Source organism: Pseudanabaena sp. PCC 9330, assembly GCF_055795045.1.
Genome location: NZ_JAYFES010000095.1, coordinates 36104 through 50124 on the forward strand (window position 1 = coordinate 36104; position 14021 = coordinate 50124).

At 54.7% G+C, this 14021-nt stretch carries 15 protein-coding genes; 5 read left to right on the forward strand and 10 right to left on the reverse strand.

Annotated features, from left to right (window positions below; all coding sequences use genetic code 11):
- The first annotated feature begins 195 nt into the window (after nt 1-195).
- The gene (locus AC0QKW_RS10105; protein ID WP_473150940.1) at nt 196-1203 is read left to right on the forward strand and encodes an AraC family transcriptional regulator ligand-binding domain-containing protein; all 1008 of its coding nucleotides are present in this window, start codon (nt 196-198) and stop codon (nt 1201-1203) included.
- 344 nt (nt 1204-1547) lie between these two features.
- On the opposite strand, the gene AC0QKW_RS10110 is transcribed toward AC0QKW_RS10105, so the two are convergent.
- Together AC0QKW_RS10110 and AC0QKW_RS10115 are read right to left on the reverse strand one after the other, a co-directional pair.
- Nucleotides 1548-1925 (reverse strand): response regulator, encoded by a 378-nt coding sequence (locus tag AC0QKW_RS10110; protein WP_473150941.1) that lies wholly within the window; start codon nt 1923-1925, stop codon nt 1548-1550.
- A gap of 123 nt (nt 1926-2048) precedes the next feature.
- Entirely contained in the window at nt 2049-3092 is a 1044-nt protein-coding gene (locus AC0QKW_RS10115) for a response regulator (RefSeq protein ID WP_473150942.1), read from the reverse strand.
- A gap of 356 nt (nt 3093-3448) precedes the next feature.
- On the opposite strand from AC0QKW_RS10115, the gene AC0QKW_RS10120 reads away from it, so the two are divergent.
- Nucleotides 3449-3664 (forward strand): Nif11-like leader peptide family natural product precursor, encoded by a 216-nt coding sequence (locus AC0QKW_RS10120; protein WP_473150943.1) that lies wholly within the window; start codon nt 3449-3451, stop codon nt 3662-3664.
- 373 nt (nt 3665-4037) lie between these two features.
- Here AC0QKW_RS10120 and AC0QKW_RS10125 read toward each other — a convergent pair whose 3' ends face one another.
- Nucleotides 4038-4349, reverse strand: a complete 312-nt coding sequence (locus AC0QKW_RS10125; RefSeq protein ID WP_473150944.1) for a DUF433 domain-containing protein — start codon at nt 4347-4349, stop codon at nt 4038-4040.
- A 97-nt stretch (nt 4350-4446) separates the two neighbouring features.
- Here AC0QKW_RS10125 and AC0QKW_RS10130 point away from each other — a divergent pair, with 97 nt between their 5' ends.
- Entirely contained in the window at nt 4447-4608 is a 162-nt protein-coding gene (locus AC0QKW_RS10130; RefSeq protein WP_473150945.1) for a hypothetical protein, read from the forward strand.
- Between the two features lie 84 nt (nt 4609-4692).
- On the opposite strand, the gene AC0QKW_RS10135 is transcribed toward AC0QKW_RS10130, so the two are convergent.
- Both AC0QKW_RS10135 and AC0QKW_RS10140 read right to left on the reverse strand, forming a co-directional pair.
- Nucleotides 4693-5610 carry a DUF2726 domain-containing protein gene (locus AC0QKW_RS10135; RefSeq protein WP_473150946.1) on the reverse strand — a complete coding sequence of 306 codons (918 nt, stop codon included), beginning with the start codon at nt 5608-5610 and terminating at the stop codon, nt 4693-4695.
- Nucleotides 5611-5642: 32 nt separating this feature from the next.
- On the reverse strand, nt 5643-5975 hold the full coding sequence (locus tag AC0QKW_RS10140) for a hypothetical protein (RefSeq protein ID WP_473150947.1): 333 nt from the start codon (nt 5973-5975) through the stop codon (nt 5643-5645).
- Nucleotides 5976-6693: 718 nt separating this feature from the next.
- On the opposite strand from AC0QKW_RS10140, the gene AC0QKW_RS10145 reads away from it, so the two are divergent.
- Nucleotides 6694-6975 carry a hypothetical protein gene (locus AC0QKW_RS10145; RefSeq protein ID WP_473150948.1) on the forward strand — a complete coding sequence of 94 codons (282 nt, stop codon included), beginning with the start codon at nt 6694-6696 and terminating at the stop codon, nt 6973-6975.
- A gap of 232 nt (nt 6976-7207) precedes the next feature.
- Here AC0QKW_RS10145 and AC0QKW_RS10150 read toward each other — a convergent pair whose 3' ends face one another.
- Entirely contained in the window at nt 7208-8029 is an 822-nt protein-coding gene (locus tag AC0QKW_RS10150) for a DUF1206 domain-containing protein (protein WP_473150949.1), read from the reverse strand.
- 394 nt (nt 8030-8423) lie between these two features.
- On the opposite strand from AC0QKW_RS10150, the gene AC0QKW_RS10155 reads away from it, so the two are divergent.
- Complete coding sequence (locus AC0QKW_RS10155; protein WP_473150950.1) at nt 8424-9479, forward strand: NAD(P)-dependent alcohol dehydrogenase; 1056 nt, start codon at nt 8424-8426, stop codon at nt 9477-9479.
- Nucleotides 9480-9616: 137 nt separating this feature from the next.
- Here AC0QKW_RS10155 and AC0QKW_RS10160 read toward each other — a convergent pair whose 3' ends face one another.
- The 4 genes from AC0QKW_RS10160 to AC0QKW_RS10175 all read right to left on the reverse strand — a co-directional run bounded on the left by AC0QKW_RS10160 (nt 9617) and on the right by AC0QKW_RS10175 (nt 13286).
- Nucleotides 9617-11059 carry a pyridoxal phosphate-dependent decarboxylase family protein gene (locus AC0QKW_RS10160; protein WP_473150951.1) on the reverse strand — a complete coding sequence of 481 codons (1443 nt, stop codon included), beginning with the start codon at nt 11057-11059 and terminating at the stop codon, nt 9617-9619.
- Between the two features lie 60 nt (nt 11060-11119).
- Nucleotides 11120-11881, reverse strand: coding sequence for an anti-sigma factor (locus AC0QKW_RS10165; protein WP_473150952.1), 762 nt, complete (start codon nt 11879-11881; stop codon nt 11120-11122).
- 4 nt (nt 11882-11885) lie between these two features.
- The gene (locus AC0QKW_RS10170) at nt 11886-12467 is read right to left on the reverse strand and encodes a sigma-70 family RNA polymerase sigma factor (RefSeq protein ID WP_473150953.1); all 582 of its coding nucleotides are present in this window, start codon (nt 12465-12467) and stop codon (nt 11886-11888) included.
- Nucleotides 12468-12635: 168 nt separating this feature from the next.
- Nucleotides 12636-13286 carry a CHRD domain-containing protein gene (locus AC0QKW_RS10175; RefSeq protein ID WP_473150954.1) on the reverse strand — a complete coding sequence of 217 codons (651 nt, stop codon included), beginning with the start codon at nt 13284-13286 and terminating at the stop codon, nt 12636-12638.
- Nucleotides 13287-14021: the final 735 nt, after the last annotated feature.

Sequence of the window (14021 nt, forward strand, 5' to 3'; positions counted from 1 at the left end):
TGGCTGGTAAATGGCGACCCTTTGTCGAGCACGTCTTTTGCTTGGCTCTTCAGTAATATCACCTGGATATTTAAATTTCTGGTCATTTCGCGCCAAGACTACTAAGAATAATGAAACCTCTGATAGTCTTGGCTTAGAAGGCATCTTTCCAGGCTCAGCCTGCTTTATTCTCAGCCCCCTTGCTCCGTGTTTTCTATGAAAGCCATTCCTCTCATCAGAGTCGGGGTACTGTTGCCTGTGGTTGATTTTCTCAACCAAATTGGCTCCCCCACCGATCGCCTTCTAGAGCAAGTCAACCTTTCTCCCGCCGCCCTAGACAACCCAGAAGGCCTGCTGCCCCTTTACCAAGGGGCAGCCCTAGCTGAAAATGCCGCCTACCTGGAGGGGCTAGAGGCTCTCGGCTTTTTGGTCGGTCGCCAAACCCCGCTGCAAAAGCTGGGCACCTTCGGCAAAATTTTAGATAACTCGCTGACGCTGTTTGATTTGCTGGCGACCATTGAACAGGTCGTGGGCATGGCCAACTCGGGCGAACACACCAGCCTGCGGTGGGAAAATGATTCGGTCTGGTGGCAGTTTCACTGCGATCGCCCAGGCCAGGTCAGCAATCTGCAAACCCATCGCTATGACCTCGGCATCTACCTCAATACCCTACGTCGAGTCCTAGGTTCCACCTGGCAACCGACCGAGATTCATCTAGAAGGGCCGCCCTGCCGATCGCTGCTGACCATGGACGACTTTGCTGGCACCGCCATTCACTTTCGCTCCCCCTGCAACGCCATCAAAATTCCTCGGGGTGCTCTCAGTTTGCCCTATAACCCCACCGCCACAGGCGATGACATCAACCTGCACCCAGACTACGCCGGGTTTCAACAGTCCGCCCCGTCCTCCACCTTCTTCGACTCGCTACATCAATTAATTTACTCGCTGTTGCCCTACGGTTGCCCAAATATTACCCTGGTGGCGGCGGCCTCGGGGTTGAGTGTGCGCAGCCTGCAACGACACCTGGCCGAAGCGGGGCTAACCTACTCTAAGCTGGTCGATCAGGTGCGATTTAACCGGGCCATAGCTCTACTTCAACAGCCCGAGATCAAACTCCTAGAGGTTGCCACAAATCTGGGCTACACCGACCCCGCCAACTTTGCCCGCGCCTTTAAACGCTGGGCCGGGGTCTCGCCCCGCGAATACCGCCTCTTGCACGGCTAGCCCTAGCCGATACAGGGGCGCTGGTAGCACCCCGAAAGCAAAAACAACTGACCGTTTTAATAGACATAACTAGACTCGAACCAGCGACCCCCACGACGGCAATGTGGAAATTAACAAAACTGACTTTCTGAGCACTATCGCCACCTTTTTTTAATTCCCAAAAAAGAACTCCCTATGTTTGAGACCAAATCCAAATTTCATACCCCTGATGCCCAACTGGCCAACCTGTAGGGCGTTGGCGTAGCCTGACCGAAGGCCTTACCGCTGTTCGCCCTGCTAAATCGAGGGCAGGCGAGCAGGATTTGGGATGAGATGTTGTTGCATCCCAAACATGACGTCTGGTTCTAGAGCGACCAATGCAGTAAAGTTGCGATCTGCTCAGCCAAGGTGAGAGGGTTAAAGGGCTTGGTGATCAGGCCCGCTAGTCTGAGTGTGACAAAGCGATCGCGATCGCGGGCTAGCACCTTAGAGGTCAGCACAATCACCGGTATGCCCTGGGTGGCTGGAATGGCTTGCAGCTGCTCAAACAGCTCAAACCCGTCCATGTCGGGCATCGAAATATCCAGCAAAATTGCGTCGATCGCGCCCTGATTTGCCAGCCGCAGCGCCTCAACTCCAGAGGCAGCCCCGAGGGTCTGCCAACCCCCCAGATCTTCTAGCGCCGCCTGCACAACATCGCGAATGTCGTCTTCATCATCCACAACCAAGATGCGCCTAGTCATGGCCATCTTCCCGAGCTGAGCGCAGGGCAGCGATGATGCGATCGCGCGCATGCGCGCCAGCCAGCGGGCTTTGCTGTCGGGGCTGTAGTCTGGGGCAACACCATGGTGTATTGATTAAATAGCCTACCCCAGCGGCATTGTGAGCGATCGCTTCAACTCCTCTAGCTGCTGGGCCAGCAGGGGGGTGGGCTGGTCCAATTGCAGCAACTGCTCGATCGACTCCGCCACCTCAGAGGCCTGGGTGTAGCCAAACAGCCCCAGCCCCCCGGCCAGTTTGTGGGCCTCGGTGCTGGCCACCTGTCGCTGCTGGGGGCTAGAGGTGCCCGATTCTACGGCTTGAACCGCCCCCTCTAGCAACCTCAGCCGCTGCTCTAGAGAAGCCCGAAACCGCTGGGTGGCCTGCTGCATGATCAAATCTAGCCGAGGGGTCGCAGATCCCAACTCTACGGCACCGTCCTTAGTCTCACCGGGGCTCACCTCTACCTCAACCGTTTCCATCGGGGCCAATTTGAGCCGATAGCCCAGACCATAGACCGTCTCAATCGGGCTGAGCACCATACCCGCCGCCTTGAGCCGCTGGCGCAGATCCTTCATCAGGTTGGTGATTGAGCCTTCGACCGGGGGTTCATCCATGGGCCAGAGGTGGTCGATGATGGCGCTGCGGGTCAGCAACCGCTGGGGATTGCGCAAAAACAGCTCCAGCAGTTCGTATTCTTTGGGTCGGCAGGGGATGGGCTGCCCCTGGTAGGTCACCTGAGCCAGCGCCGGGTCGAGGCACAAATCGCCCCAGCCCAGCACCGGGGCGGCATTGCCCCGTCGCAGCAGCGCCCGCACCCGCGCCAGCAGCTGCGACGCATCGCAGCCCTTGACCAAATAGTCGTCGGCCCCGGCGTCAAGCCCGGTCACAATGTCGTCGGGGCTGTCCTTGACCGTGAGCATAAGCATGGGGGTGCGGCTGCCCTGGGCGCGTAGGCGGCGGCACACCTCTAGACCATCTAGGGAGGGCAACCCCCGGTCGATAATCAGCAGATCGTAGGGCCAGCGACTGGCCAGGTCTAGGCCGGTGGCCCCATCGGCGATCGCATCGACAGCGTAGCGATGGCTGACTAAGGTATCGGTCAAAAACTCACTGGTAGGGCGATCGTCCTCTAGCAGAAGTATTTTCATGAGAGAGGCTTTTTATAAGTCTATCTAAAGGGGGTTGTCTTATTTTCAAGATACTCTGATAGACCCAATGCTACAATCCCCCTCCCTGGTAATGGCAACAGATCATGAGTTGGGTTGCTATAGATGCAGTCTATGAGCGTTAGCAGTTTTACGGGACAGAGAGCCACTGAAAAAAGAACTATCAGAGGAGTTGGGTTAGGCTGGCGCTTCACCCAACCTACAAGCTCAGCAGAGAATTTTACAATTGAGAATTCCGCTGATTGCCTATAGCTTGAAAGGATAGTAGGTTCTGGCTAAAGTCTGTGACGGCTTCCCTTTTAACATATAATTAGCGAATAAGAGTGGGAATTTTCGATATGGCTTTAGATCAACTTGAGGCATTTTTAAAGAAAATGCAGTCTGAACCGGCACTTAAGAGTGAGGTGCTTGCAGCGTCAACTGCAGATGATGTTGCGCGAATAGCACTAAAACTTGGTTTTGAATTTTCAGGTGATGAATTACTGAGAATGTCAGGAAAGAATTTTGGCGGAGTTACTGTTATAAAAAACGTTCTACCTGGGGAGTACAATTAAGCACAACTCTACACTACACCTGCTGTCACTTCGGCACTGAATCTGCGTGTCCTAGGCTTATTCGTGATGAGTTATGTTGAGCAGAGAATTTGCTCGAATGATTGAAGTGCTGACAGAGAAATTACTTTTCAAAACACCATAGGGTGAGAATAAAATTTCCTGACATGGTTGGGCTTTCTTAGTTAACCCAACCCGCAAAAGATCTGCGATCGCACTGTAATGGTTCCTTAGTCACCTTGACACTGGGAGTCATTACCGTGTCTACAGTCTGGCTACTTGTAAGGAATATACTCCACTGCATTTTTCCAATCATCAGGTTCCGAAGCTTTGGCAATTAGCTCTAGGTCTTTAACAAATTGGCCAATGGTGTCACCTACAGCAGCCCTCTAGCTTTCATGCGAGTGTAGAACGGCGACTTGGGTGCTTGAGCCATGCTGGCTTGAGTGCTTTGCCATTCTTGAGAAATTTCTCGGTCGATTTCGTCTTGGTGGTCGAAGTAGTAGCCCATGGCGGCATGAGCTTCGGCTGGGGTTAGGTAGGGGTGTTGACGGCAGAGTTCTTCGACTGACCAACCGTAGGCGAGGTAATCCATCACAATTTGAGCGACGCGAATGCGGGGGGTACGCTGCAATCTTGCGGGCTGGTGCTCGATTTTTTCGATGTGGGGATAGGTCAGGCTTAACATAGGGCTTTCGCTAGAGCGGCTATGGCTGAGGTTGTCTTTCAGTATAGTCTTTACGGCGATCGCAACCATTGAGTAGATGTAGGTTGGGTGAAACGCAGTGAAACCCAACATCCCCAAACCAAGCATTCAGCTCCTAATTCATCGCAGTGGAGCAGGGATGCCGATCGCAGATGACAACGGTGAAGAAGTAGATGACTCCTGGGTTTTGGGTGCGGCGATCGCGCATGGATTGGCGAAGGAATTTGTGCGCTTAGGGTAGATTGTTAGGCAAGAAAACTATTAGGAAGGTTGGATTACTCTAGCGCTTCACCCAACCTAAAATTCCTGCCTATCCTCAGTGAAACTATGGCCTTTGAGGCGGTATAGGATCATCAAGTGATTCTCTTCTTGTTCGGTGATATTCGGCAGCAACAGATTCAAGAAATACATCTTGTGTGTCGTTTTTTGAAGGCAAGTATTCTCCTTGAAGAAAGAGATCAACTTTACGAGCTAGAGCGGCTATGGCCAACTGCTCTGAAACCTCCCATGGATAAATTGAAGCAAAAGGGCCAAAGAAACGAAAGCGAGCTCTCTCAAACAGAAAACAGCCATCTTTCATTGGAACACCAGCAAAGGCTTCAAAGTAAAGTGGTGGTACGCTTATATTCGTGACTAGCGGCTCAGGAGCCAAAATCAGTCCTTCAGCGATAGCATCCTGAATCTTCTTGTAACATCTTCCAAATGGATATATTTTGCTGTTTCCCTGTGAACCGTCTTGTAATGGAAGAAACATGCGCCACTCGAATTCAGCATCTGGTGGAATAAGCTTTTGCTCTTGAGCTAGTGAAAATGCCAGTCGAATGAAGTAAGTATCTATAATCCACGCCAAAACAGTTGTATCATCAATTTCTTCAAGGCCTTGACTGCCAATTCGAAGAAGCGGAAGTCCAAGAGCATCACAAATTTCGCCTTTCACACGGTCACGAACTATCGCATTTCTATCTTTGATGTGATGTGGTTCGTCAAACTCAACTGCGAAGCTGACCAGAGAATCTTCGTCTATAATTACAAAATCAAAATGTGCTTTCAATGCGTACGTGAATTGTTCACTCGATATACCTGATCGATTGATGTTTAGTGCATCAGCAATGCGAACTTTGGGGCATACTCGAGCGTCATATCGGTCAACTACTCCGACAAGAATCTCATCAGTAAGGGACTCATACTGATTTACATGGAGATGTCTACGTCTATCCATATTTTGCGTACGAATTGCTGTCACCTACCTGACACATTGAATGAAAATTAGGTGTTTTAGTCTTCCTCAAATGAGCCTGGGTTGAATTTTCTAAGAATTTCTTGCATTCTTGGAAGCTCCTCTTTGTCTGCCAAATCTATATAAATTTCAATCTTGAAGATATCATCTCCTTTATGCTGCTGTATGAATTTCTCAATTCTAACAACCAGTGCTTTAAATGAAAAAGGTTTGTCTTCCCACCCTCCATAGTGAAGCTCCACTGTCATTTCGTCATTTACTTGTAAGCCTGGATCAAAGTTGTAACGTACAACTTCATCAAAAACTTGGTCGCTCTCAATATTAGCCTTTAGTTTAAGCGGAGAAGGCATATATACAATACACTCAAGCATAATGTGTCTCTTCGAAATGCATAAGGACTAGAATGATACTTAAATATCCTGAAACAAAAGCGTTTGCGGTTACAAAAATACCTAATAACTTATTGGATCGTTCTAAACTGCCTAACTGTTCCCATTGGTCAGATGGTTAGACTATTTGCAAACTAGTCCCTTCCTTAGCATAAAGAAGCGGTAGATATTCTGCATAATAGCCTTTCCAATAGTAGATAGGCAAAACAGATTTGTTTTGCCTATCTACTCTCCGCTGCATTCTGTTATTTTTTATCCTCACGGTTGACGGGGAGCTTTTGTACCACTATTCTCTTGCATTAAGCCGTTCAGCAGAACGGTGACCACGCAGAACTCGAAAATCTTAGCGCTGCCTGAAGGTGTGTCACCACCAACAGACAGCTAACCCCGCAAATCTACTGCGCAGATTGCGAGGCTAGGCTCATCGTACCCTAGCCCCCCCAGTTTGCACTTCAACTGCGGGTGGCTAGGGTTTTCGCGTTCTGTCTTCCTCCGCCCTTCCCCTCCTCGGAGGGGTGCCCGCAGGGCGGGGTGGGTCAGTCTTAGCCATAAGCCGGTTACTTACCGCGAGTAAGTCGGTTGGCTACCTGAGTTAGACCCACCCCTACCCCTCCCAGGAGGGGAAACCCCCTACCCCACCCGGTCGGGAACTTGCGGTCTAGGGCTTGCTCACTGCAACCACAAAAGGAAAACAGAACCGATGTTTGAATATCTCGAACCCGATCACCACGGCGCATCTAATCTGCCGCCATCTTTGCGCAGCACCCCCCACCCTCGCCCAGAGCGGGTACGCCACATGCTCTACGGCAGCCTCGCCGCCATAGATCGCACCATCAAAATCCTCCACGCCCACGGCTACACCGACCCCAACGATTGGAGCGACCCCATCCCCGTGCCGCCCACCAGTGACATTCTGGGTGCAAGCCCCCCAGCAGGAACCGTCTGGATGGCCATTGCCACCAAAACCGTGCTGATTGAGTAAAGCCCCCGCCCCTGACGGCATACCCCTTGCCGCCGGGGGCTGCGATCGCAAAAATCAAGCCCACTCTCCCCGCAACTAGGCATACCAAGCAGCCCGTTTAACCAACCAAGGCCACAACAAAGCAAACTGGCACAGCTGTCTAATACTTTCAAATTGAGGGTGCAGCGGGCCAAGGCTACGCTGCAAAACAACACTCAAAACCCCGCCCACTCTTTTGAAGCTGATTTAATCGCTAGGGAGAAATGCGTCGATAGCGAGCCTGCACCCCCATGTGAATGCCGTAGGCCATCAACCCAAGAGCCACCAACCCCATCAGCCAGGCCCCGTGGGGCTGCTGTTGAATCGCCTGCAACGCCCCTTCAGTGTCTTCAGACCGGCTGGGGTCAGCGGCCCGCGCCGCTTGAATAAAGAAATAACCAACAATCATCGACACCACGCCCCTAGCCGTCAGCCCAAACCGACCCATACGAGTCGACCAGATTTCTTCTTTGGCGCTCATTTCATGCAGCTTCAAATGACGGCGAAACTTAGTAGAGTAAGCCCGGTAAACGTAAAAGCAACCATGGGCCACAAAACCAACACCGACCGCCCCCACCAGCCACTGGCCAAAGGGCTGAGCCAGCAGGGTTGCCGTCTGCTGACCGCTAGAGTCGCCGCTGCTGGTGGGCTGGTTAAATGCAACCTTGAAGGCAAACAGCGCTAAACCACCGTAGGCCAAACCACTGGCGGCATAGGGTAACCGATTTGCCCAGGCGCTCAGCCCCGAGTCGTTGTGCTCAGGGTCGTAAATGACCTGCACAAACTGCCAGGCCACATAGCCCAGCAGGCCCAAAGCCACCAAAAGCAGCACAGCTCTGCCAAAGGGCTGATTGGCAACGGTGAGCAAAGCCCCTTCACTGCTGGTGACCTCGCCGCCCCAGTTAAAGGCGGCCAAAAAAGCCAAAAACCCCAACACTATATAGACAACGCCCTTGGCGGCATAGCCAAAGCGAGCCACGTTCTCAATCCATTTTTTTGTCTGTTTTTCTTCAGGCGCAAACTCTTGAATATCCATCGGTGTTTTGTAAATTCTCGTTGTCAGTTTGCTTAAGTGCCGTACAGCTGGCGGCACTGCAACCGTTGCCATGCCGTTAGAGATCAGACCATTAGGGTTATAACCCTTAGACAAAGCCGTTCCATCCTCCCAGCCGCAGAGATTTAAGCCCGCCGCCCTCTATCGCACGATTTGTTTTTGAAGAGAGTTATTCCTGCGGGCATGGGGGCCACCGCCAAATCTGAACAACGCAGGCGGATTGTTCTCAGGGCCGCAGTTACCAAATGCAGACAGCCCTTGGCCTCTAGACGGCAAATATAGGTCTGCGGTTACATTCCCTAAAACCCAACAATGCCTTACTAACAATGAAGGAGCCTTATAACTAAGGAGCCTTGTTAACTCTAGAGAAGCAACTATGACCACCAATGTACTGGGCTACGCCGCAAAGTCTGCCACAGACGACCTGGCCCCCTATCGCTTTACCCGTCGCGCGCCCCGCGCTGACGATGTCGAGATCGAAATTCTCTACTGTGGCGTCTGTCACTCAGATTTGCATACGGCCCGCAATGACTGGGGAGGGGCGACCTACCCCGTCGTGCCCGGCCACGAAATTATCGGTCAAGTGGTCGGTGTAGGAGCAGAGGTGACGCGCTTTAAAGCTGGCGATCGCGTCGGGGTCGGCTGCATGGTCGATTCTTGCCAGCGCTGTGCGCCCTGCGGCCAGGGCTTAGAGCAATACTGCGAAGAGTTTCCTACCATGACCTATGACGGCAAAGACCGCCAAGATCAAACCCCCACCTTTGGCGGTTATTCCGAAAAAATCGTCGTGTCCGAGAAATTTGTGCTGAACATTCCCGAGGGGCTAGACCCCAAAGGGGCAGCACCGCTGCTGTGCGCCGGAATTACCACCTGGTCGCCCCTGCACCATTGGCAGGTAGGTGAGGGCAGCCGGGTGGCGGTGGTTGGTCTTGGGGGTTTGGGGCATATGGCGCTAAAGCTGGCCAAGGGGCTGGGCGCAGAGGTGACGCTGTTTACCCGTTCTCCCGGCAAAGAGGAAGATGCCCGTCGTCTGGGGGCAGACCACATCGTGCTCTCCACCGACGACGCCCAGATGGAGGCCGTGAAGGGACAGTTTGAGCTGATTATCGACACCGTACCGGTCGAGCACGATCTCAACCCCTATCTGCCAACGCTGGCACTCGACGGCACGCTGGTACTGGTCGGTTTTCTAGGAAACCTGATGCCAACCTTGAATACTGTGCCGCTGATCATGGGGCGCAAATCGGTGGCGGGGTCACTCATCGGTGGCATTGCCGAGACTCAGGAAATGCTCGATTTTTGTGGCCAGCAGGGCATCACTTCAGACGTAGAAGTGATCAAGATTCAAGATATCAACGAGGCCTACGCACGGATGCAGAAAAGTGATGTGAAATATCGCTTTGTGATTGATATGGCTTCGCTGAAGGACTGATCGCAAACCCGAACCCCATAACCCCGGTTTGTAGGGGCATTGCAGTGCAATGTCCCTACGGGGTATCGGTTCCAAATCGGGGTTGTGCGACTCGGTTTTGGTATCAGGAGTTAATCAGGTCAAGCACAGGGGGTTTCTCACCCCAGACTCTCTCGACCTGCGAAGCGATCGATCGCCAAAAACAGCTCCTTGACCTGCTCTGCCGTGGTAAACGGGTTGAGCAACACCGCCTTGAGCCAGCGCTGCCCCCGCAGCACCGGCAGCGAGAAAAAGGTCTGGTGCTGCTGCAACAGATAGGTCTGTAGGTCAGCATTCCAGGCATCCCAGCGATCGGGCGCTAGCGCTGGGGGGCACCCCCGAAAGCACACCAGGTTCATGTCGGGGTCGCTGGCCAACTCTAAGTAGGGCCGCTGCCGCACCTCGGCCACAAAGGAGTCGGCCAGGGCATAGCTGGCGTCAATCAGTTCAGCGCAGCCCGCCTTGCCCAGGTGCGCTAGAGAGAGCCACAGCTTGAGCACGTCGGTGGGGCGGGTGCCCTGCACCGACAGTTCTCCCAGGTTGGCCCAGTTGGCCTCAGCCTTCATATAGGGGGCCGCCACCCGAAAGTGGCTGTGCAACAGCCCCATGTCGCGAAATAACACTGAGGCACAGGTCTTGGTGACGTAGAGCCACTTCTGCGGATTAAACGTGACTGAGTCGGCCTGCTCAATGCCCGCCAGCCGGTGGCGATGGGTAGGCGAAAAGGCGATCGCCCCGCCGTAGGCCGCATCTACATGCAGCCAGAGGTCGTGGGCTTTGGCGATCTGGGCCAGGTTGGGCAACGGGTCGATGTTGCCGGTCACGGTGGTGCCCGCCGTCGCCACCACGGCAAAGGGGCGCTGCCCCTGGGCGATCGCCGCTCGAATCTGCTCCTCCAGGGCTACCTCATCCATCTGCCCACGGGCATTGGCGGGCACGAGCACGACCCCCTCTAGGCCCAAGCCCAGCACCATCGCCGCCTTTTGCACTGACGTATGGGCCAGCTCTGAGGCAAAGATCACCGGCGGCGGGCCACCGGCCAACCCCTTCTGAAGACAGTTGAGCTTGACGTTGCGGGCAACGGTGAGCGCCTGCAAGTTGGCCAGACTGCCGCCGCTGGTCAGCATCCCCCCGGCTTTTTCTCCCAGGCCAAACAGCTGGGCGATCGCCGCCAACAGCAGCGGCTCAAGCCGCGATAGCACTGGCGACATCTCAACACTGAGCATGTTGTTGTTGAGGGCCGCCGCCACCCAGTCGCCCACAATGGAGGCAGTAGTAGGTAGTGGATCCATATGGCCCATGTAGCCGGGGTGGGCTGGGTTCATCGACTGGGCCATCAGAGCGCGCAAGGAGTCGAGCAGGGGGGCGATCGCCGTCGGCTGCTCGGGAATGCCCTCAAACGTGAAATCGTTTACCCCTGGCAGCGGTACAGCGTTGCCGGCCCCGGCCAGATAGTCGAGAATTTGGGTCGCCACCTGCTGCCACAGGGTCTCAATGGCGGCCCGATTGTGGCCCCGGGGGTCGATAAACGCAGTGTCAGGCAAAACCGATGGAGCCAACATACACCTCTCTTGTGAACCATGGCTCAATTATCTCGCCAATGGGTCGGGGGAGGGGCACGCCTAGAGCGGCTGGATCAAGATCGGAGCCGACTGGTGCGCTTGGGGGGCAGCGGCACTTTCTTTGGTGATGGCGACGGCGCGGACAAGGCTGCGATCGCGGCGGTAGACCGGCGGCAGATCAATCGGCTGCGACATTCGGCCCTCGTCATCTACGGTAAAGACCGTCGTGAGAATGGCGTCTTTGGCGTCTAGGGTCTCGGCGGCGTTGGGGTCTACCACCGTCCACAGCACATAGACGCTGCCCGGCTCTAGGGGCGGCAAATTTTCTACCGTCAGTGAGCCGACTAGGGTGTCAGGGTTGATCACCACCTGGGCCTGGCCGGGCGTTGGGTCATCGGCAGAGCCCAGGGCAATGGTCAGGGTGTCGTCGCCCAGGCGGCTGGCCCGCTCTAGCTGAAGATTGCGCCAGAGCATGAGGTTGCTCAGGCTGAGACCGGCAATCAGCGCCGCAGCGGCAGCACTCCACAGGCGACCCCAGCGGCGGGCCGGGCGGGCGGGCTCTGGGGCCGGTGCTGGACTAGCAGCAGCAATGGGCGCGATCGCCGCCTGCATTACCGCATTTTTTAGTAACTCGGGAGCGCTGACGGGCTCGCCATTGTAGGCCAGCTCTAGGGTCTGCTGGAGCTGATCGATATCCTGTTGTAAATGGGGGTTGGCTGCCAGCAGATCGGCTAGGGTAGCCGACTCCTCGGGGCTAAGGTCATAGAGCACATAGCCCGCCAACAGGTCTTGGAGTTGTGCCGGTGAGATCGACTCGGTCATAGTGCTAGGTACCCCAGCGATCTTGAAGAATTTGCCGCAGCTTTAATAGACCCCGACGAGAGTGGGTTTTAACTGTGCCCAGGGGAGTGTCGAGCCGCTCGGCAATGGTGGACTGAGACAGCCCTTCATAGTAGGCCAAGCGCAGTATTTGTTGCTGGCTGTCAGACAGCTGGGTCAGCGCCGCCTGCACCGCCTCGGTGCGCTCAGCCTGGGCTAGGGCGTCGGCAGGAGTGGGGTTAGATGGCACCGCCGTTGTTTGCAGACGTTCGACCGAAGCTCGGGCTACCCGACGCGATCGCAGCCGGTCTATGGCTCGCGATCGCGTCAAAATCGCCAGAAATGTCCTAAACGATCCTCTCTTGGGGTCGTAGGCCGTAGACTTGGCCAGCTTCACAAAAATATCTTGGGTCAGGTCTTCGGCCTCCTGGGTCTGCCCCAGCAGCTTGAACGCAATGCCGTAGACCAACCCCCCGTGGCGATCGTACAGAGGGCCTAGAGCATCGGTCTGCCCCGCTCTGAGAGCCCGCCACAGGTCTGCATCTGTAGGCGCTTCGGCATCTGTCGAGGTCAATTGATCAAAATCCATAACCGCCGGATGCCTAGACACTCGCCCCTCTGTCGAGCGAGGACGCGCAATCATACGGCGCAATTGTACCGCAATTCTATGCAGTACCCTGATTTAGGTCTTTGCTATTCCTCGGGTGCCATGCATCGGGGGGCTAAGGCGCTGAGCTGCCCCCCGATCAGACCAGGTCTAAGCCGGCATCAAAATGCCCCGCAGTTCACCGCCGCGGTTGCGGGTGGTGTGCAGGTCGATATACAGCATGCCATTTTGCAGCGCTTGCAGCTGCTCCGGGGTCAGAGTGTAGTCGCCCATGGCGCTGCCACCCCGGCCACTGGCATCTAGGGTTACTTCCAGCGCATACTGAAACGGCCCATTTTCGCTCGGGCTACCCCGGTGCACATGCATCGCCGAAGTAACGTTGGGGTTAGGTGGATCGAGCGGATCGGTCGCATAGTTTCGGGGGGCGCTAGTCAACTCGCGAAAGCTACCGCGCAGCACCAGACGATTGCCTGAGAGGGCCGCACCCACGACCCCACGGGCGCTGGTGTTGGCCGCCTTGGGCACAATTGACTGGCCATTGAGCATGGCGATGTAGGTAACAATCGGTTCACTGAGCCCCTGGGCCAGGAGCGGTGCTGTGGCCGCTGTTAGGCTGGCGTCGATCTGCTCACCCAACCCGGCGCTAGGCCCAGACCAGGGTGCCACCGCTACGGTTGTCGCGGTAGCGGACGGGGTCTGAGCCAGCACCCGACCCATCATCGGGGATGACAGCGCCACCACTACCAGACAGGTGGCGATCGCAATGACGCCATTGCGTAAGCTTCTTAGTTCTCTAAACATGATGTTTTCATCCAACAAACGGCTTAAAGCCCCACAGGGTGGAGTTGTACAGTCAGTACGGCAGAGCCTACGGGTTGGATTCAGCACCTTGTAAGGCAGTCGCTTTAGATCTGAGTCAAAGACGAGTGCAGCGTAGAGCTAAGAATTAGGGTTAGTGCTTCCCGAAAGTCTTTCTTGACAGACCTTTCAGAAGGTGGCCATCCTAAAATTAAGTCTTGACGCTGCACTAGTACCGGAAGGCAGAGAGCAGAAAGATGTAGAGCTATGTCTGTGCAAAGTAGGCAGAAAGAGAACCCTAGACACATCAAGGCTTTCAAAAAAACAACAGCAGGTTCATTTCTGCCATCGAGTCCTAGATGTCCCAGACTCAAGGCCAAAATTCCCTGAAGAGGGTAGGAAGTCATGTCTTCGGGCCCTGGATACTAAACCTATAACTCTTGATTCCCCGTTACTCAGAACCTTCATGTAGCAGGCATTCTAAAAGACGGCCTACTCTAGCAGACCAGTGTCTCCTGCGCAGGTTTTATTAACTGCGCCGTCTTACTTAGGTACGTGGATCTTTTGAGGTTCAATTCTTGCAGGTCAGGCATCTTGCCTGACCATGCATAGTCAGGACGACTATCCTACGCCATTTGATTCGTGATCTTTATAGCCGACTAACTGGGCAGGGCAGCAAAAGCTAAAAGGCAATCTGGCATTACTACATATCAATTATCCGTTAGCAGTCCCATTATC

Coding starts and splice junctions, on each gene's coding strand:
- AC0QKW_RS10105 (WP_473150940.1), top strand. CDS start 196: ATGAAAGCCATTCCTCTCATCAGAGTCGGGGTACTGTTGCCTGTGGTT.
- AC0QKW_RS10110 (WP_473150941.1), bottom strand. CDS start 1,925: ATGACTAGGCGCATCTTGGTTGTGGATGATGAAGACGACATTCGCGAT.
- AC0QKW_RS10115 (WP_473150942.1), bottom strand. CDS start 3,092: ATGAAAATACTTCTGCTAGAGGACGATCGCCCTACCAGTGAGTTTTTG.
- AC0QKW_RS10120 (WP_473150943.1), top strand. CDS start 3,449: ATGGCTTTAGATCAACTTGAGGCATTTTTAAAGAAAATGCAGTCTGAA.
- AC0QKW_RS10125 (WP_473150944.1), bottom strand. CDS start 4,349: ATGTTAAGCCTGACCTATCCCCACATCGAAAAAATCGAGCACCAGCCC.
- AC0QKW_RS10140 (WP_473150947.1), bottom strand. CDS start 5,975: ATGCTTGAGTGTATTGTATATATGCCTTCTCCGCTTAAACTAAAGGCT.
- AC0QKW_RS10145 (WP_473150948.1), top strand. CDS start 6,694: ATGTTTGAATATCTCGAACCCGATCACCACGGCGCATCTAATCTGCCG.
- AC0QKW_RS10150 (WP_473150949.1), bottom strand. CDS start 8,029: ATGGATATTCAAGAGTTTGCGCCTGAAGAAAAACAGACAAAAAAATGG.
- AC0QKW_RS10155 (WP_473150950.1), top strand. CDS start 8,424: ATGACCACCAATGTACTGGGCTACGCCGCAAAGTCTGCCACAGACGAC.
- AC0QKW_RS10160 (WP_473150951.1), bottom strand. CDS start 11,059: ATGTTGGCTCCATCGGTTTTGCCTGACACTGCGTTTATCGACCCCCGG.
- AC0QKW_RS10165 (WP_473150952.1), bottom strand. CDS start 11,881: ATGACCGAGTCGATCTCACCGGCACAACTCCAAGACCTGTTGGCGGGC.
- AC0QKW_RS10170 (WP_473150953.1), bottom strand. CDS start 12,467: ATGGATTTTGATCAATTGACCTCGACAGATGCCGAAGCGCCTACAGAT.
- AC0QKW_RS10175 (WP_473150954.1), bottom strand. CDS start 13,286: ATGTTTAGAGAACTAAGAAGCTTACGCAATGGCGTCATTGCGATCGCC.